This window comes from Anaerocolumna jejuensis DSM 15929, assembly GCF_900142215.1.
Classification (GTDB): Bacteria; Bacillota; Clostridia; order Lachnospirales; family Lachnospiraceae; genus Anaerocolumna; species Anaerocolumna jejuensis.
Window position 1 is genome coordinate 339,098 of record NZ_FRAC01000008.1, and the last position, 18,533, is coordinate 357,630.

General features: G+C 41.5%; 17 protein-coding genes. 1 reads left to right on the forward strand and 16 read right to left on the reverse strand.

The features are described from left to right. Positions 1–20: 20 nt before the first annotated feature. The 7 genes from BUB77_RS07670 to BUB77_RS07705 form a co-directional block, all read right to left on the reverse strand. Positions 21–2,360, reverse strand: coding sequence for a DUF2298 domain-containing protein (locus BUB77_RS07670; protein WP_073274620.1), 2,340 nt, complete (start codon positions 2,358–2,360; stop codon positions 21–23). 31 nt (positions 2,361–2,391) lie between these two features. Next, a complete protein-coding gene (locus tag BUB77_RS07675; RefSeq protein WP_242962415.1) occupies positions 2,392–3,099 on the reverse strand; it encodes a glycosyltransferase family 2 protein in 708 nt (235 codons plus the stop codon). Then, positions 3,092–4,186 (reverse strand): UDP-galactopyranose mutase, encoded by a 1,095-nt coding sequence (gene glf, locus BUB77_RS07680; RefSeq protein ID WP_073274453.1) that lies wholly within the window; start codon positions 4,184–4,186, stop codon positions 3,092–3,094. The genes BUB77_RS07675 and glf overlap by 8 nt, the downstream gene beginning before the upstream one ends. A gap of 290 nt (positions 4,187–4,476) precedes the next feature. Beyond that, complete coding sequence (locus BUB77_RS07690) at positions 4,477–6,027, reverse strand: AAA family ATPase (protein ID WP_073274456.1); 1,551 nt, start codon at positions 6,025–6,027, stop codon at positions 4,477–4,479. A 105-nt stretch (positions 6,028–6,132) separates the two neighbouring features. Beyond that, positions 6,133–8,208: an ATP-dependent DNA helicase RecG gene (recG, locus tag BUB77_RS07695; protein ID WP_242962417.1), complete on the reverse strand. Its 2,076-nt coding sequence runs from the start codon at positions 8,206–8,208 to the stop codon at positions 6,133–6,135. 80 nt (positions 8,209–8,288) lie between these two features. Then, positions 8,289–10,016 carry a DAK2 domain-containing protein gene (locus BUB77_RS07700; protein WP_073274458.1) on the reverse strand — a complete coding sequence of 576 codons (1,728 nt, stop codon included), beginning with the start codon at positions 10,014–10,016 and terminating at the stop codon, positions 8,289–8,291. Between the two features lie 32 nt (positions 10,017–10,048). Next, positions 10,049–10,405, reverse strand: coding sequence for an Asp23/Gls24 family envelope stress response protein (locus BUB77_RS07705; protein ID WP_073274460.1), 357 nt, complete (start codon positions 10,403–10,405; stop codon positions 10,049–10,051). A 299-nt stretch (positions 10,406–10,704) separates the two neighbouring features. Between BUB77_RS07705 and BUB77_RS29835 the strand changes: the two genes are divergently transcribed. After that, positions 10,705–10,842: a hypothetical protein gene (locus BUB77_RS29835; RefSeq protein WP_170866610.1), complete on the forward strand. Its 138-nt coding sequence runs from the start codon at positions 10,705–10,707 to the stop codon at positions 10,840–10,842. A gap of 133 nt (positions 10,843–10,975) precedes the next feature. Here the strand turns inward: BUB77_RS29835 and rpmB are convergent, their stop codons facing one another. The 9 genes from rpmB to BUB77_RS07750 form a co-directional block, all read right to left on the reverse strand. Beyond that, the gene (gene rpmB, locus BUB77_RS07710; RefSeq protein WP_033166847.1) at positions 10,976–11,161 is read right to left on the reverse strand and encodes a 50S ribosomal protein L28; all 186 of its coding nucleotides are present in this window, start codon (positions 11,159–11,161) and stop codon (positions 10,976–10,978) included. A 103-nt stretch (positions 11,162–11,264) separates the two neighbouring features. Further along, positions 11,265–11,675: a GerW family sporulation protein gene (locus BUB77_RS07715; protein ID WP_073274462.1), complete on the reverse strand. Its 411-nt coding sequence runs from the start codon at positions 11,673–11,675 to the stop codon at positions 11,265–11,267. Continuing rightward, positions 11,675–12,985 (reverse strand): DUF2953 domain-containing protein, encoded by a 1,311-nt coding sequence (locus BUB77_RS07720; RefSeq protein ID WP_073274464.1) that lies wholly within the window; start codon positions 12,983–12,985, stop codon positions 11,675–11,677. The genes BUB77_RS07715 and BUB77_RS07720 overlap by 1 nt, the downstream gene beginning before the upstream one ends. Positions 12,986–13,029: 44 nt before the next feature. Continuing rightward, positions 13,030–13,335, reverse strand: coding sequence for a hypothetical protein (locus tag BUB77_RS07725; RefSeq protein ID WP_073274466.1), 306 nt, complete (start codon positions 13,333–13,335; stop codon positions 13,030–13,032). Between the two features lie 122 nt (positions 13,336–13,457). Then, positions 13,458–14,909 (reverse strand): hypothetical protein, encoded by a 1,452-nt coding sequence (locus BUB77_RS07730; protein WP_073274468.1) that lies wholly within the window; start codon positions 14,907–14,909, stop codon positions 13,458–13,460. Between the two features lie 20 nt (positions 14,910–14,929). Then, positions 14,930–15,724 carry an alpha/beta hydrolase gene (locus BUB77_RS07735; protein WP_073274623.1) on the reverse strand — a complete coding sequence of 265 codons (795 nt, stop codon included), beginning with the start codon at positions 15,722–15,724 and terminating at the stop codon, positions 14,930–14,932. 79 nt (positions 15,725–15,803) lie between these two features. Beyond that, on the reverse strand, positions 15,804–16,682 hold the full coding sequence (locus BUB77_RS07740; RefSeq protein ID WP_073274469.1) for a flotillin family protein: 879 nt from the start codon (positions 16,680–16,682) through the stop codon (positions 15,804–15,806). A 24-nt stretch (positions 16,683–16,706) separates the two neighbouring features. Next, entirely contained in the window at positions 16,707–17,642 is a 936-nt protein-coding gene (locus BUB77_RS07745; RefSeq protein WP_073274470.1) for a magnesium transporter CorA family protein, read from the reverse strand. 462 nt (positions 17,643–18,104) lie between these two features. Continuing rightward, positions 18,105–18,470 (reverse strand): LysM peptidoglycan-binding domain-containing protein, encoded by a 366-nt coding sequence (locus tag BUB77_RS07750; protein ID WP_084123987.1) that lies wholly within the window; start codon positions 18,468–18,470, stop codon positions 18,105–18,107. Positions 18,471–18,533 lie beyond the last annotated feature (63 nt).

Below are 18,533 nucleotides of genomic sequence, written 5' to 3' on the forward strand. Positions count from 1 at the left end.
AATAATTTTAAAATTTGCTCTTACTCCGAAACTTTTATTAGAAAAGATTCATAATTTTTATCGTCTCTTTCCGGGTACTCAAGAACAACCGAGCCAAGGCTCTTTACAAAGTCCAGCTTCATTTCAGGGTATTTATCCTGCTCCAGCTTGCCGACATAGACATATTGAATATGGTATTTCTTAATAATATCCTTTGCTGCTCCGGCATCATCAGTGGTATACAGGGTCTTTATATCTTCTATTCTCTCATTTAATACACCGGTATCTCCCCGCCAGAGCCATTCGTGCACATACCAGCCAAGAACCGTGGGAAGTCCAGTTGCCATGGATATCCGTTCGTTATCGGAATAACTGTCCCCATTTGCTTCCAGAACAACCGGAGTGCCGGTTACATTCTTATTAAGCCACTTAACTGTCTCGTAATCATCCGGCATGTTTTTTTCCATAAAGGCAACTGCATCCAGTCCTTTATAATTCTTTGTTTCAAAGATATTCCCATACCAGGCCTTAACGGACACCTCACTGTACCACAGGGTACACAGGAAGAGAATCAGGGTAATAACCGTAAATTTCTTCTGCCAGGTAAAGGCGGGTTTATGAATAAATTTTGTAAAAATAAAACCACTGGCGGTACCAAAGAGGATAAATGCCTGATAGGTCAGTTTAAACATGGTATTGGCTCTTTTATAATCCCCGGTATAGATGTCCTTTATATAGATGACCTCCGGAATCAAGACAAGTCCGATGGCACATAAACCAATGGTTACGGCAAACAGCTCCGATATTGTAAGATTTTTCAAAAAGCCTTTTAAACCTGTATAAGCCTTTTCCTCCCTGTCAGTTAAGGAAGCATCGTTTTCATAAGAAATTTGTGCTTTGAGCTCCCTGTCCCTTCTTCTTTGAAGCATTATCAGCTCGATCAGCAGAGCCAGTACAATAGAAACCGGTAATCCCCATAGGATTATCAATTGATAAATCGGCGTGTGTGTTTCAGCCAGATTGATTTCCGTCGATATCTGGTCAAAATTCAAAGTAAAGGGAAGCGCTGTTATTTCGGAAATTATCAAAACAGCCGCTCCCTGCAGAGCCGTCACGGCATACGCTCTCCTCTTAAAATCATAGAACACCAGGTTAAAGAATAAGATTATGGCACCCGAGACCACAAAATAAATAGGATAATCCCAGAAATTCGTGGTATGGAACACTCCGATAAAAAACCCGATTAATATAATATAAGGATTGATAACCTCCGTTAACAGCTTTGGCTTCTTATCCGGTCCGCAGCCTTCCTCCATCAGCTTCCTGCGCTTTAAAAGCCAGGCAAAGAGTGCGGCTGTTACAGTAAGCACCAGCATGATATTTAATACATGTGCATGCAGGTCACCCAGCACAAAGGAGTAGCTTGGAAACTCATGGATTGTTTTATCATGGGTATCCGGATTGTAGCCAATGTACCTGGTGGAATTGGGAAACCAGTAGTTCTTAAAATCTCCCGTAATTCCAAGGAAGGACCTGAGGCCCGGAACTACCCAGTAAAAAATCACAAAATGAATATTTCCGGCAAGGGATACGCCCGCACCGGATAGTATTCCGGCAAAGGGGGCTTTCCATCTGCTAAAGGATGCCTTATCCTTTAAATATTGCAGGGTCACATTGTAAGCAATGGCATAGGGAAGTACAAATCCAAAAGCTGCCAGAGTCATCAGCATGAGATTATACCCTTCGTTGGCTCTGACAAAGGACAGCTTTGTTAAAAAGGTTGCCAGAAACTGTCCAACGTAATAATAATTAATGGTGCCGCCGGCAAACCACATATCCTTTGGCGGCATATAATCCGCCCTCATCATAGCTGCCATAAACCCAAAATCCATAAACTTCTCAGTACCGCTGGCTTCCGGCTTAAAGCCTCTGATATAGGTCCATACAAGGAAAAACAGAAGAAATAAAAGCTCCTCGGTAAGAACTGCTTTTATATTTTCTTTGCCAAAGGAAATACCTTTTTTCTTCCATCTTGTTAGCACATAAACATTGGCCGCCAGCAAAAGAGCAGCTATTACCACACAGGATAACGATGTAAACTTCAGGATTCTCATAGACGATAGCAGCCATACAAAATATCCTGCAACAGCAATTCCTATAGTTTTAGAAAATAAATACCCTTTATCGTGAAAGCCGTCAAAAATAATTCCGGTGACAGGCATAAATGCCCCACCTAACAGCAGAAGTACGAACCACCATTTAAAAAATGGGGTAAAATCCTTTCCCAGCAGGAAAAACCCGGCCAGGAATACAGCCAATATCAAGATTATTGTAATCGTTATTTTAAGGATATTTCCTATCCCGGTATGTTTTGAATCCATTGCATGCCTGTCCTTCCCATCAGAATTTTTGTCAGCCAATATATTTATTAATAGCTGAGAAGTCCTTAAGTGCCTGTTTGCCGATACGGAATATTTTCTTCATATTAATAGAATTTACTCCTCCCTGCCTTGGACGGAAGGTGATGGGAATATATTTAACCTTTTTCTGCTTTTTCGCATATATCACCGATATTATCACATTGGATAAATTATAATTTTTCGGTATAAGCTTTATATTTTCTTCCAAAACCTTACTTTCCATCAGGCGGAAGGGAGTATTGGCATCCTTCACGGACACATGGAACACCAGCTGCAGCACAAACTTTAAGGTCTTAGTTACAAATACTCTTGAAAACCCATCCTGTCTGCCCTTGCGGTGTCCGATAATCATATCGTACTTTTTCCTGTTCTCCCAGAACTCCCAGAATTCCGACGGTAAGGTCTGTCCGTCCGAATCTGTCTGAAAGATATAATCTGCGCCTTCCTTTATGGCATAATGATAACCGTAAAGAATGGTGGCACCATGTCCGCCGTTTGGCTTGGTAAGAGGAATAAAAGCCTCTTTGCCCTCAGCAGCCTTCTGCATCATCTGAAAGGTTCCATCCTTGCTGCCATCATCGATGATAACCAGTCTACTGCCATTTCCTGCCTTTTCTGCTACCTGATACCATTCATTAAGGACCCTTTCTATATTCTCTTCTTCGTTATAAGCTGGTATGATGATATACAGTTTATCCACGAAAACCTCCTTTGAAGGCATTCAATACACGCCTTACCACACCGTCCATATTATAATAACGATACTCCGCAAGCCTTCCAAGGAAAACAACCTTCTCTTCCTTTTCAATCTCTGCCTGGTAAAGCTTAAACTGCTGCTGGTATTCTTTAGTAGGGAAAGGATAATAAGGCTCGCCCTCGCTGGTGGGGAATTCTTTTAAAATAGTGGTTTTTTTATGTTCCTGTCCTGTAAGTTTTTTGAATTCCGTAATTCTTGTAAAGTCGTAGTCATTGGGATAGTTGACCACCGGCGCTTCCTGATATTCTTCCCTGGAATAGGTCTCAAACTGAAATTCAAGGCTTCTGTAAGCCATCTTCCCATGTTTATAATCATAGAAATAATCCGTCGGGCCGGTATAGATTAATTTATCATATTCCAAGTCCCTGATAATTTCTTTATAATCCGTATTCAATAATATCTTTATTTTCTTATTCCGGGTCATGTTTTCACACAGCTTTGTGTAGCCATATTTGGGCATTCCCTGATATTTGTCGCTAAAATACCTGGTATCCCTGTTTGCCCTGATAGGAATTCTTGAAATAACAGCGGTATCCAGCTCAGCCGGGTCAACTCCCCACTGCTTTCTTGTGTAATTCTCAAATATTTTCTTATAGATGTCTTCTCCAACCTTGCTAAGCGCCACATCCTTGCTGGTGCGGATTTCATCCACAGACACAGCCTGCTTCGCCAAAAATTCCTCCACCTCAAAGCAGCTTAAATTCAGGTTATACATCTTATTGATTGTCTCAACCGTAATGGGCATGGGTATCAGATTCCCGTCCACATAAGTCAGGACCCTGTGCCAGAAATGGTACCAGGGAGTAAACTGGCTTAAATAATCATAAACTTCCTTATCATTTGTATGAAAAATATGGGGTCCGTAATTGTGGATCAGGATACCTTCTTCATTATAGGAATCATATACATTTCCTCCAATATGGTTTCGCTTCTCAATTACCAGAACCTCTTCATCCAGCACTTCTGCTATTCGCTCAGCGGCTGTCAGACCTGCCAGCCCTGCTCCTACTACGACGTATTTATACCTCATACGCTTCTCCTTTAATTTTCCTTATTTATACACTAACAACCATGCCTTCCCAGTACGCGCCGCAATATTGAGCCGAGGATTTCACAGGCACTTGTGTGAAAATTGCTTTTTAATTTTCACACTAACACCCATGCCTTCCCAACGCGCCGCAAGATTGAGCCGAGGATTTCGCAGGCACTTGTGTGAAAATTGCTTTTTAATTTTCACATTAACAACCATGCCTTCCCAACGCGCCGCAAGATTGGGCCGAGGATTTCGCAGGCACTTGTGTGAAAATTGCTTTTTAATTTTCACACTACGTCCAAAAGATTAATTACGGCTACCTGCTCCTTTGTAGGCTTGTCCAGGACAGCCAGACGGTTTGCCTGGTTTATCAGTATCTTTTCAAATATATTACGTATTCCTCTGGCGTTGCCAAATTCCTTTGTTTTCTCTGCATCCATAGCAGCTAAATACTCCGTTATGTGCTCTATGGCCTCCTCTTCTACCGTAAGGCCGGCCTTTCCGGCCATGCTCAAAAGAATCTCTGTCAATTCCTTCGCCGTATAATCCGGAAATTCAATAAAACGGTTAAACCTCGAGATAAGTCCTGTGTTGGACTTTAAGAAGGATTTCATTTCCTCCTTATATCCCGCAACGATGACCACCAGATTATCCCTGTTATCTTCCATAAGCTTCACCAGGGCGTCCACCGCTTCCTTTCCGAAATCCCCGGAAAGGTTATCTCCTGCCAAAGAGTAGGCTTCGTCAATAAACAATACTCCACCTAAGGCTTCTTCTACCACTTCCTTGACCTTAAGGGCTGTTTGCCCGACATAGCCTGCCACAAGGCCGCTTCTGTCAGTCTCTACCAGGTTTCCCTTGCTTAAGATTCCAAGCTCTTTATAGATGGCTGCTACAAGCCTTGCCACTGTTGTCTTTCCGGTTCCTGGATTCCCCGTATATACCATGTGATAGGATATATTCATGGCAGGCATACCGTATTCTTCTCTGATTTTCTTTACTTTAATCAGGTTAATCAAAGAATTGATTTCCTTCTTTACCTCATCAAGTCCTATCAAAGCATCCAGTTCCGACAGCAGTTCCTTTAAACCATCCTTTTCGGTCTCAGCGTCAGTGTGTGCACTACCAGCTGTCAGCTCCTGCTTTTCTGCCACGGCACTTTTTTGGCTCTTAGGCGTATGGCTCTCTTTTGAGCCGCCCCTGTCATTATGCGTTCTGTCTTCCCCTGCCATTCTATGGGAGGTCTTTAAAAATAAGGGCGTTGTGCTGAATTCCTCACTGTTGATCTTCCGGAAAACCTCCCTTTCGCCCATACGGTAAATATAGGTATCTCCGCTGTTATAAAAAACATTCACCTTTTTATAATATGCCATAAGATAGGAAGCCGTATCCCTGTTTCTTGCCTGGCAAAGGTCTGTCAGGGCAAGAAGTATGTTAAACAGGGCATCCATAAAAGTCGCCGCCATGCAATCCTTCTTCTCCAGATCATATAAATTGCACAGCTGAAGAAGGATGGGCGGTGAATTCACAATCCTGTCCGCAGCTTCCCTGATGCCTTCAAAGGATATATTTTCCTTTTCTATGCCAAGGATGTCAGTCTTTGTAATATCCAGGATAAACTCCATGTCTTCCCTGTGATAAGTCTTGCAGAACAGACTGAGTGACACACACAGGGCCTGAACATAGAGGGCAAGCATGTCTTCAACGCTTTTATGGATGACGCTTTCAGGGGTCTCCCAATAACCTTCCTCCGATAGTACGAGGGATAGGTCATTTAATTTATCATAATTCTCATGTCCGATACAGTATAGGGTTTCCTTAGAATAACTGCTTTGCATATGCCCTCCCTGCTGCTTTCCATTCTGTACAGGTAAATGTTAGAAATATTATACAATATACAAATTAAAATAAAAAGAGAAAAGTAAAACAGCTTCGTAAAATAATTATAAAGTCCCACCCTTAAATTCCACGATTTTCAATTTAAGCTCCGGCGATTTCAAAAAGATAGCCTCAAGCTCTTCTTTTGTCAGCTTCTTTGCCGCCTCATTGGCCTCCATCAGCACCTTTGCATCCTGATAGATATCTCCCAGCTTAAATTCCATCTCACCACTTTGACGTATGCCGAACATATCTCCCGGGCCTCTCAGCTTTAAATCTTCTCCGGCAATATAAAAGCCGTCGTTGGACTGGTTCATGATTTCAAGCCGCTTCCTGATATCCTTCCCCTCCCTGCCGCACACCAGTATACAGTAGGATTGATACTTCCCTCTTCCGACTCTGCCCCTTAACTGGTGAAGCTGTGCCAGGCCAAAACGTTCTGCATTTTCAATCATCATAACGGTGGCATTGGGAACGTTTACACCGACCTCCACTACCGTGGTTGAGACCAGCACCTGTATTTCTCCTTTAGAAAACCGCTCCATTATATCATTCTTTTCCTGAGGCTTCATTTTACCGTGGAGATATTCCACATGGGCAAAGGGCAGTGCTTCCTTTAGCTTTTCCGTGTATTCTATTACATTTTCCGCCTCTATTACTTCGCTTTCCTCCACCATGGGGCAGATAACATAAGCCTGGCGACCTTCCTCCAGCTGCTTTCCAATAAAACGGTAGGCAGTACTCCGGTATCCGGTATCAACCACACAGTTTTTAATCGGAAGTCTTCCTGCCGGAAGTTCGTCTACCAGGGAAATATCCAGATCTCCATAGAGTATGATTGCCAGGGTTCTCGGAATTGGAGTGGCGCTCATAACCAGGACATGGGGATGCTCTCCCTTACCGGAGAGCATCTCCCTTTGCCTTACTCCAAAACGGTGCTGTTCATCCGTTACAACAAGGGCAAGCTTCCGGTACTCCACCTTTTCCTGAATAAGTGCATGGGTTCCTATAATAATCTGCACCTCTCCTTTTTTTATTCTTTCATATACCCCTCTTTTAGCGGCTGCCGTCATGGAACCGGTAAGCAGGACTGTCTGAATCCCAAACTCCAGAAAAGCATCACTGATTGTCTCATAGTGCTGCTGGGCAAGGACTTCCGTTGGCACCATCAGACATCCCTGATAGCCGTTCAATGCAGTTAACAGTAAGGATAGAGCCGCAAGGACCGTCTTTCCGGAACCCACATCTCCCTGAACCAATCGGTTCATGGTATGCTCTGACTTCATGTCCTTCCTGATTTCTTCCCAGGCCCTTCTCTGGGCTCCTGTTAAATCATAGGGAAGACTGTTTTCGTAATCTCCGCAGCCCTGCCTGTCCTCCAGCACAAAGTTGTTCTTCCAGCTTTTTTTGCTTTCCTTAAGATAAGACAACGCCAGGGTGAACTGGAAGAATTCATCAAAAACAAGCCGCCTTCTTGCCTGGGCAAGCAGCTCCTTATCCTTTGGAAAATGCAGTTCCAAAAGGGCATTCTTACTGTTCATCAGCTTATATTCTTTTATAACAGCTTTGGGAAGGTAATCCTCCGCCATCTCTGCCTCTCCCATAGCTGTTTTTATTGCTTTTGTCAGAAGATTATTGGTAATTCCTTCTGTCAGAGGGTAAATGGGCTGAAGAATATTCATTTTTCTTTGGTATTCCTCTCTGGTGTAGATTTCCGGCTGCTCAATTACCAGCGCCCCATTCTTACGCGCAGCTTTTCCCCGGAAGATATAATGATAGCCTGACATAAGCCTGTTCTTTAAAAAGGGCATATTGAACCAGCTAAGACTCAGGCTTCCGCTTACATCCTTCACCCGGATAGTGATAATCTTTAAATTTCTTACCTGCTTTACAAGGGGCGAGGTGATAATGGAGGCTTCTATGGCTGCCTTTTCCCCCTCCTTTACGGAAGTTATGGGAACCGGCGGCTCATAGGTATCATACCCTCTTGGATAATGTCTGACCAAATCCGATACGGTAAAAATAAGTAATTTATTCAGCGCTTTTTCTGTTTTTGCACCTATGCCCTTTACCTCTGTTACAGAATCTGTAAGCTTTAATTCCTTCATGATAACCTCTTTCCTGCCGGGAAGCAGAGTCATAAAAAGGTCCTCTCCGCTAATAAGAGTGACTGCACAGCCTTTCTCCTCCAGCTTCAAGAACCTTATTTTATCTATTCAATCTATTCTACTGACAGAACGTAATAATAAATCGGCTGGCCGCCATAATGGATTTCAACCTCTGTCTCAGGGAACTTTTCTCTGACGCGTTCCGCCAGAGCATTGGCAGTATCCTCTGTTATCTCTTCTCCGTAATATAAACTGATTAGTTCAGAATCCTCATCCGTAAGGCCGCATACCAGTTCATAGGTCGTTTCTCCGATATCAGAGCCTACGGAAAGTATGGTCTTCTCATCCAGTCCCATGATGTTGCCCTGCTTGATTTCCTTACCGTCTATATTGGTATCCCTGACTGCATAGGTAACCTGACCGCTCTTAACCTTTTTCATCTCAGCAGTCATTCTGGCTTCGTTTTCCTCTGCGGTCTTATCGTGCACATAATTGATTATGGCCGTAATTCCCTGAGGAACAGTCTTTGTAGGAATGACTACGATATTCTTATCCTGAGTAAGCTCTTTAGCCTGATTAGCCGCCAGAATGATATTACTGTTATTGGGCAGGATAAAAATAGTATCCGCATTTACTTCCTCAATAGCATTCAGCATATCTTCCGTACTGGGATTCATGGTCTGCCCTCCGGCTATGATATAATCCACTCCCAGCCCTTTAAAGATTTCATTGATTCCTTCTCCTATGGATACGGAAATGAACCCTACATCCTTTTTCGGCTTTTCCTTTACCTGTTCTTTTGCTTTCTTTTCCTCTGCCTGCTGTCTGGCAAGATTTTCAGCATCCTTAATCAGTCTTTCATGATGCTCTTCCCTCATGTTGTCAATCTTCATTCTGGAAAGTGAACCAAAGGTCAACGCTTTCTGAATGGCAAGTCCAGGGTCATTCGTATGTACATGAACCTTGACAATGTCATCATCAGATACTACTACAAGGGAATCACCGATAGATTCCAGATAGGCTTTAAATTGTGAATCCGTTTTTTCGTTATATTCCTTCTCCAGCATAATAATAAATTCCGTACAGTAACCGAATTTAATATTTGCCGTATCAATATTCTCTCTGTTCACTGCTGTTCCGGATTGACCTCCCTGGGCAGTCTTTGCTCCTTCCGTTCCATTAGGAATACTGCTTCCTTCCTGAACGCGGTCAAAATCCACTTCTTTGCCAAGAAGTGCATCATAAGCTCCTTTTACGATTTCGAGAAGTCCCTGGCCGCCGGAGTCTACCACGCCAGCTTCCTTCAGCACAGGTAAAAGATCAGGTGTCTGTTCCAGTACTTCCTCCATGTGCTTTATTATCTCATAACAGAAATAGACAAGATCCTTTGTCTCGGCAGCAAGGCTTGCCGCCTTTTCCGCACCGCCTCTTGCAACGGTAAGGATTGTTCCTTCCTTGGGCTTCATTACAGCCTTATATGCGGTTTCCACAGCTTTTTGGAAAGCAGCGGATAAAGCCAGGGTATCCAGTACCTGGTATTCCTTAATTTCCTTACAGAAGCCTCTTAAAAGCTGGGAAAGAATAACGCCTGAATTTCCTCTGGCTCCTCTCAGGGAACCGCCTGATATTGCTTTTGAGAGCCCCTCCATGGTGGGATTTTCCATCTGGTTCACTTCACGGGCCGCTGACATAATAGTTAGTGTCATATTAGTACCTGTATCACCGTCCGGTACAGGAAAAACATTCAATTCATTAATATATTCTTTTTTGGATTCAATGCTTTTTGCTCCCGATAAAAACATCTTCCGGAGCATACCAGCATCTATAGTATTTATAACCACAAATCTATTCCTCCTTAACAGTAATTCTTCTGCTAGTCAATGACTCTTACGCCTTCGACAAAAATATTAATTTTAGTGACTTCCATACCGGTAAATTCTTCTACCTTATACTTGACATTACTGATTAAGTTCTCTGCTACAGCCGAGATACTTACTCCATATGCAACAATGATATGCAAATCAATAATTATTTTATTATCTTCCAGCAAAATGTTCACACCATGCTTCAGACTTTCCCGCATAAGAAGTTTAACAAGGCCGTCTTTCATATTGACCGATGCCATGCCCACAACGCCAAAACACTCAACCGCTGATGAACCTGCATATTTGGCCAGCACATCGTTATCTATCGATACTTCACCAATTTTTGTATTCATGTGTCCCTTCATAGGAATCCTCCATTCTATTAATATTAACTATGACGAATCTACGCGCAAGGTAAAGGCGGTATTATTAACGTCTCTAGGTTTCCATTCCTTTCTATTATAACCTTTTTTTATAGAAAATGGAATACTAATTTTATTCATAAGGCATTATGTATGCTCTTTTATAGTATTCCATAAATTTTTCCATTTATAAGCCCATTTTAATAGTAAGAAAAAATAATCTGCATATATTGTTTAATAAGAAACTATCTGACATTATTTACCACTTTAATTTCTTACTTTACTGAAAATGAGGTCTGCCTATGAAAAGAATGATTGGTTTTATCCTTTTCTGGATAGCTATCGGTATGACAATTATGCTGTTTATCACAAACGGAGTGCTTGCCATATTGATTATTATCCTTCTTCTTATCCTTGGATATAATTTATTTGCCTGCTAACTTCCGCCAGGCATAATAATAGACGAAAAATAAGCCCGCTGTTTCAACAGCAGGCTTATTCTTCAATGCCATTATGTATCTTCGCACAAAAAATCAGGACCATCGTGTTACCGATGGCCTTGATTATAAATAATTATGCACGTTCCACTTTACCTGATCTAAGACATGAAGTACATACATAAGTTTTCTTTGCTGCACCGTTAACCAGAATCTTAACAGACTTCACATTTGCCTTCCACATCTTATTTGATCTTCTATGAGAATGACTCACAGCATTTCCAAAGTGAGCACTTTTTTCACAAATTGCACATTTAGCCATTAAAAGCACCTCCCTAGGTATAATCTAAGTCTTTCGACCTGCAAACAAAACCATTTTAACAGATGAACCGGCATATTGCAAGAGAAATTTTATAATATATTAATTATTCACTTTGGCCTGACTGTCTTTTTAAAGCTTCATCCACCTTATCGGATACATCCTCCGGCTTTTCCGCCTTATCCTTCTTGAACTTATTCAGTACATCCGGTACCATATCCAGTAACTTTGTGACACTATCCTGATTCTTTACATTTACAAGGCGGGCAGAACCGTTCTGAATCACCAGTACTGCGCTTGGGGTTATCTTTCCGCCCATACCGCCGCCTGCATTACTTTTACTGGTATCCTTTGCAAATGCACCGGCAGCAACGCCAAAGCTTACATCTACCAGGGGCAGGATGACCGTTCCATCCTCAAATTTTACTGCATCACCCACAACAGTTTTTGTAGTAATAAAATTATCCATTCCTTTAAACAATGACTCTACGGTGTTATTAAAGTTGTTATCTGCCATTAGAATTCCTCCTTCAAGGTTTGAAAGTTTTTAATGAGAGCCCTTATATCACGGTTTCGAATTACTTTAATTCCAAGTATAAGTAGAATAATTCCGCGTATTCTTCCTTTGCAATAGAAGTTTCCCTTTAATACCTCATTTTCAAAATCAGGTATTATCTGTACGGAATCTTTGTATATTCCCATAAAGGCGGCTGCCACACCCAGAAGCTGCCCCGTTGAGCAGGGATCTCCTGTTCCGAATTCGATATAAGCCTTGACTTTCCTTGGCCCCATATGCTTCAGCAAGCCCTTTATTCTCTCAAATCCATATTTTAGTCCAAGCTTATTTGTTTCATTCTGAAAAAACCTTTTAATCAAATTATATTTATCATAGATATTAGAAAGGCTAAGACTGAGATTTTTTACTTTTTCCTTCACACTTTCAAAGAAGGCTTTCAGTTTATTCCACAGATTTTTTATCCGTCTTCCGATTTTTCTTATAAAACGAAAGCTTCCTTCCGTGGAGCCATCAGGTTCTTTCACATCAACAGATATCTCCTCCTGAAGGACCTGCTGCTCTTTTTCCCTGGCCTTTTCGTTGTTCTCCATACCGGGAACTGCTTCGGCTGCCGCTTTTGTTATCCTCACAGCTTCTGCCCTTTTAATGGATTCTGATTTCTCTTCCGTATTGATGGATACTGATTTTTCTATTGTGTGGATATCCGGAGCTGCTTTTATGTCAGCTGTCAGGTCAGCCTCTTTTCTCTTTTCGGCCTGCAGGACAGCATCTGTCATTGGGGCTGTCTCCGGTTCCGTTATAGCCTTCGCTTCAGGTATGGACAGCTGTCCCTCTTCTGCTTTTCTCTTAGCCTTCGTTTTCTCTTTTTTTCCTTTTGCCAGGGACAGTTCACCGTTCTCTGTCCTTTTCCCGGATTCCCGGCCCTTTTTGCCTCTTAGAGAAAACACTCTTTTCTTTTTTTCGGAAGCTTTTTCTTCTTTCTCTTCTTCCTTTTTCGAGCTGTCAAATAATATTTTCCCAAAAATTTTTAATCTCATTCGGAAATTCCCCTGGAGATCACTTTCTTCTTCCAGAATTTCAGTAACATCCGAAATTTCTATATCTTCTCTGCCGTATTCCGCCGTAAAGCTCACTATTCTTAGAAGCCATGTAAATCTTGCCGCTGCCTTGAAATCCTCTTCATATTCTGCATTCAGCTTATAACGAATGGGCACAAACAATGCAATTAAAATAAGTGCAATAAGTAATCCCAGTACAGAAGCAAGAATTATACCTATTATTTTTAAAACTATGAAAACAATGTGGATCATAGATTCCCGGATCCTCCTGTAAAAACTCTATTGGCACTTAAAAGTTAAAAATATTCCCTTACTAAAAAGCCACCGGTCTCCCTGTATATTTCTTCCATCATGCCTCGAACCAGCTCTCTTGCTTCGCTTTTGGAACCGGCAAGCCCGATAATATACATTTCCTTTTTTTGATAATAAGGAAAACTCAGCTCGTTGGCATCTATTATATCCAGCAGATTATCGGGATTGGAAGCATAGGTGATGCAAAAAACCGCAAAGGTCAGCTTTCCGTTTTCCACGGACTTCATAACCTTTTTCTTTCTGCTTTCAATGCTTTCTCCCAAATAGAGCTTGTCCGCCCATCTTATCATAACGTCCTCTTCCTCAATATCAAATCTTATTCTCTTTATTCCCCTTAAACACTCACTGGTTTTTATTGGAATATTTCGCCTGACGTGTACATTATACCACAGATGGAATGGAAAAATACAGACTAATTATCAAAAAATGACTGTATAATATGAATACAGGCAGTCTTTTCGGCCTGGTCCTGGCATTGCTCCAGGCTGCTTTCTATATATTCTTTCATTTCAGACTGGTTCTTAAAGAATACCGGGAGCTTTGACAGGGTATTTGCCATAATTGCCCTTGTTACCGCCCTCTCACTTTCTGAAAAGAGACTGGATAGCTCGTTTAATACCTCTTCCTGGGTTTTTGTGATATCCTCTTCCTGTACTTTCTCTTCCTTGTCCGCCTTCTCCAGGTCAATAAATAAGCTGCTGGAAAGAAGCTTTTCCGATAACAGCACGCTGTTAAATACCGGTCCAAGCATCAGGCCTTCAATAAGGTCCCCATACCGTCCTTTAACTTCCGGAAGATAAGCCTCAAGCTTACTTAATTCTTCTATCAATGTCTCCTGTTTTCCTTCCGTATAGGACAGCTTCTCCTCCATTTCCTCGCCGAGGGGTTCAACTCCTCTGGCAAGGAATTTATTGTTTACCCCACCTATGATATCCCTTAATTTATCCATATCCTGAGGGAGAATCAGATACTTCATTTCTCCCTTTAAATTCTCAAGCTTATATCCGCCTTCCATATAAATATAAGGAGAGGATAACAGCATGACATACAGGTCATTGATACATTCCTGCAAGCCAAAGTAAAAATCCACTCTTGTATTAATATATACGGCAGATACTTCTAAGAGCTTTGTAAGCTCTTCGTAACGCTCTTTTGTAATTTCCTTGTATTTCTCACCTGCAAATTCCTTTCTCAGGTTAAGAAGATAAGGATATTCCTTCATTTCCTCCGTACCATAGAGCATGGAACAGGTCTTAATCATATAGAGAAAGCTGTCAAGAGCACTTTTATCCCCGTCCTTATAAAGGGAAATACTGCTCTTTAGCAGTTCGAAATATCTCTGTTTTGTCATTCTTATGGGAAGCTGTCCCAGCACCTCTTTGATTTTACCGTTGACCACCACATTATCCTGAGTATCAAAAATATAAGCCATGGCACTTTGTACAAACTCTTCCGCAGAAGGTTCTTTCTCCGCCTCCTTGAATCTGTGTTCAATACGGTTCAGGACATATTCATATACCTGAAAAATATCCGTATAGGCTGTAAGAACCTGCATTTTCTGAATGCAGCTGTTACGGAGGGTATGTAATCTGGCGATTCCCTCCTCCGTCTTGCTTCCGGCCTCTCCGCCCAGAAAATATTCCTTCAGCAGCAGGTTAAATTCCTCTAAGAGACCATCCTCTTCCCATCCATTCGGAAAGGTCTCCGTATAATACTCATAAAAGGTATAGTAATGTATGGTAAATTTAACCTCCGCATATTGACTGTAAAGGTTAATAAGCTGGTTGATAAAAACCGGCAGGCTCCTGTCAAGCTCCTGTCCTTTTTCAATATCCATGCATACTGCCCTTAAATGCTTATTCATAACAAAGGTTCCTCCTAAAATCAATTATTCCTGTTTTTCATTATCCATTCCAAGACACTTTGAATCTTTTCATCCCAATATTTCCACTGATGATCGCCCGGTGATTCTTCATAGGTCAGCTCGTAACCAAGCTTCGTAAGATGCTCCTTCATATGCACATTCTGCTCATAGAGAAAATCCTCCGTACCGCACCACATGTAGAGCTTCGGGAGAGGCTTACCGGATTCTTTTAATCTGGCTGCTTCTGCAAATAAATCGTTGGAGCCATTCTCTACCTTATCAAGGTCTCCAAAGACACTCTGCCAGTAGCGCTTTTCTTCTTCTGTTTTACCCCATCCGCTGACAGTTGCCACATCCAGGCCTCCTGAAAGGGACGCAGCCATACCGAATGTTTCAGATGCTGAAAGTCCAAGCTTCATGGCGCCATAACCGCCCATAGACAATCCTGCTGCAAAGGTATCCTCTCTTCGGTCGGATAAATTCGCAAAGAAGGAACGGCAGATTTCAGGCAGTTCCTTTGAGATAAAGGTCCAATAGCGGTTGCCCCATGCCATATCGGTATACCAGCCAAGATGGGTCGTGGGCATGACAACAGCTATTCCCAAATCACTTACATAACGTTCGATTGAAGTTCTTCTCTGCCAGATAGTATGGTCATCGCTCATTCCGTGAAGCAGATACAGGGTGGGGATTTTTCCTTTATTTCCTTTTCCCTCCATACCAATCTGTCCCTTTGTCTGCTGAGGCAGAATAACATCCATCTGCATACACATTCCAAGTACATCGGAAAAAAAATCCACATGCAATAACGCCATAATTTCCTCCATTTCTAAGAAAACAGACAGATATTTCAGTTCCTGCCTCATATCTGCCTGTCTCATTTTTATTTATAATTTAATGATTGTCATTTCCCGGTTTCTTAACATGTTCATGGGTAAATAAATGATCCATGCAATACTCATAATTTCCGTCACATTTGGAACAGAACCTGAATTCCAGATTCTCATCGTCAAGCTCCGTTCTTCCGCAGACTGCACATTTATGGCGGGTAACCTGCCTTCTTCCGTTGAAGTCCACTACATTGCTGCCCTTCTCACCGCTTTTCACCTGACTCTTGAACTGCCTCTTCCGCTTGACCTCATTGGGTGAAAACCTTTTGTAATTTCTGCCGGAAAAGAAATATAACAGGAAATTGCCAAGAGCCAAAACAATTGCAACAGCCAGGAAATACTCACCGGCAGCAATTGCCTGCACTAACTGCAGTCCGATAAAAGCCGCATCCAAATAAGCCAGGTACTTGATCTTGATAGGTATTATGAAGAAAAAAAGCACCTGTGTATTCGGGTACAGGGTGGCAAAAGCCAGGAACATGGCATAATTGATATAATCCATGCCAAGAGGCACACTGACACCTGTAACCAGATAGTTTACAACCACCGCCAGTACATTTAACAGCAGGCCGCTGAGATAATACAGGTTGAAGCGAAATGCCCCCCAGGTATTCTCCAGTGCCGAGCCAATCATATAATAAAAATAGATACCGATAGCAGCAAATAACAGGTTACCAAACTGCGGCTGAATTAAAAAGGTAACGATTCTCCATACCTGTCCCTGGAGCAGCTTTTGAATATCAAGCATCAGATATTCCTGATAGAACTGGGGATTTATCTGATTGACTATAAAACCTGTAGCATAGAGAATGGACACATAGAGCATCAGGTTATGGATTGCATATCTGCCGAACTTGCGTTCCAGCTTATTCAAAAAATTCATTCATTCACATCCCTTTAATTATTCCTAAAACAAATCTTTCTTACGGAATACCATAGCAATAACAGAGGTCACAAGAAGGGTAATAATAATAATAGTAACAAATCCATAGGACTTATTCAAAAAAGGCATCCCGCCTACATTCATTCCGAAAAAGCTTGCAATCATGGTGGGAACTGACATTACAATGGTGACCGTTGCTAAAAATTTCATTACGATATTCAGATTATTGGATATTACGGAAGCAAAAGCATCCATGGTTCCGCTTAAAATCCCGCTGTATATATTAGCCATCTCAATAGCCTGCTTATTCTCTATGATGACATCCTCCAGCAGCTCCGTATCCTCCGGATATTGCTTGATAGTGTCTATCTTGAGCATTTTTTCCAATACTACTTCATTGGACCGCAGGGAAGTAGTAAAGTACACGAGACTTTTTTCCAGTTCCAAAAGGTCAATCAATTCGCTGTTCTTTGTTGAAATGTGCAATTTATGTTCTATCTGTTCACTTCTTCTGTCAATAATCCTTAAGTACTGTAAGAATACTGAAGCATTTTTATACAGAATCTGAAGTATGAACCTTGTTTTCTTAAAGGTATAAAAATCTCTTACCCTGCCGTCCATGAAGCCTTTTAAAACCTTGGTTTCTTCCAGGCATACCGTAATAATCATATCTTTTGCTACTATTATAGCAAGTGGTATTGTAACATACCTGTCCTTATCATTTCTCTCTTCCATCGTGGGGATGTCCACTAAAATCAGGGTATAATCATCCTCCACTTCAATTCTTGAGCGTTCCTCTTCATCCAAAGGCGCTCTTAAGTGGTCAATGTCAATATGGCATCTCTCCGATATTTCCAGCAACTCCGTTGCTGATGGGTCTGTCATAACCACCCAGCATCCTGTCTCAATGCTATCAAGATAATGTATTCCGTCCTCAAATGTCTTTAAAATCTCAATCATGATACACTCCTTCTACTGCACAGCAAAGCAGAAGAAGTTATAGACCTAAACTGCCCCGTACAGTGCGTTATTTTGTTTTAATCGTCGGTACTTACAACTGGGTCCCGCTTCCATACGGTGTTTACGTCCTTTCTCTAAAATTGATACCATTGGCATCCTTTGTTTATTGTCATTTGGTGTCCACTACATTATATGTTTTCTCATATTTAATGTCAAATAAAAATCTTGAAAAGAAAGGTGAAATTTTTATGAAGACCACAAAACAGGTACCGGGATATCCCTCAATAATTCTAACTGTATCAGGAGATATTCCTATGATTGGTATTTTAAGCTGAAATTATGTATGAAAAAAATACAGGGTGGAGAATATGCAGGTTTCATTCAAAGAAGGTGTTTTTCCTTCACACCTTCTTTGAATGAAACCTGCATTATTCAGCACCTTCTGCCAAAGTATAGAGGCCCTTATACAATATCATTGGGAATATTAAGCGTAGTTCCCGGTAAAAGCATGATGGAATTTAAACCGTTATTCCTGATGATATCCTCAATGTCTATTCCAAATTTATCTAAAATTGATTGTATGGAATCGCCTTCCTCCACCATATACTCAAATACATTCTCCTGAGTGGCACCCTCAACAACCGGAATACAGATTTCATCGCCTACCTGAAGATTATATATGTCTACAAAGGGATTTAGTCTTAAAATCAGAGGCAGCGGGACATTATACTCTCTGCTGATGCTATAGAGGGAATCCCCCTGCCCGATTACATAATTCATACAACTGTATTCTCTGAAATTTGTGCTCATTCCTTTCACGTTCTTCACCTAATAGTCTCTTTTCCCGCAACAGACCCGAGCCGGTTACGTTTCTCTTCCTTATATTATATT

Coding starts and splice junctions, on each gene's coding strand:
- BUB77_RS07670 (WP_073274620.1), bottom strand. CDS start 2,360: ATGGATTCAAAACATACCGGGATAGGAAATATCCTTAAAATAACGATT.
- glf (WP_073274453.1), bottom strand. CDS start 4,186: ATGAGGTATAAATACGTCGTAGTAGGAGCAGGGCTGGCAGGTCTGACA.
- BUB77_RS07690 (WP_073274456.1), bottom strand. CDS start 6,027: ATGCAAAGCAGTTATTCTAAGGAAACCCTATACTGTATCGGACATGAG.
- recG (WP_242962417.1), bottom strand. CDS start 8,208: ATGACTCTGCTTCCCGGCAGGAAAGAGGTTATCATGAAGGAATTAAAG.
- BUB77_RS07705 (WP_073274460.1), bottom strand. CDS start 10,405: ATGAAGGGACACATGAATACAAAAATTGGTGAAGTATCGATAGATAAC.
- BUB77_RS29835 (WP_170866610.1), top strand. CDS start 10,705: ATGAAAAGAATGATTGGTTTTATCCTTTTCTGGATAGCTATCGGTATG.
- rpmB (WP_033166847.1), bottom strand. CDS start 11,161: ATGGCTAAATGTGCAATTTGTGAAAAAAGTGCTCACTTTGGAAATGCT.
- BUB77_RS07715 (WP_073274462.1), bottom strand. CDS start 11,675: ATGGCAGATAACAACTTTAATAACACCGTAGAGTCATTGTTTAAAGGA.
- BUB77_RS07720 (WP_073274464.1), bottom strand. CDS start 12,985: ATGATCCACATTGTTTTCATAGTTTTAAAAATAATAGGTATAATTCTT.
- BUB77_RS07725 (WP_073274466.1), bottom strand. CDS start 13,335: ATGATAAGATGGGCGGACAAGCTCTATTTGGGAGAAAGCATTGAAAGC.
- BUB77_RS07730 (WP_073274468.1), bottom strand. CDS start 14,909: ATGAATAAGCATTTAAGGGCAGTATGCATGGATATTGAAAAAGGACAG.
- BUB77_RS07735 (WP_073274623.1), bottom strand. CDS start 15,724: ATGGCGTTATTGCATGTGGATTTTTTTTCCGATGTACTTGGAATGTGT.
- BUB77_RS07740 (WP_073274469.1), bottom strand. CDS start 16,682: ATGAATTTTTTGAATAAGCTGGAACGCAAGTTCGGCAGATATGCAATC.
- BUB77_RS07745 (WP_073274470.1), bottom strand. CDS start 17,642: ATGATTGAGATTTTAAAGACATTTGAGGACGGAATACATTATCTTGAT.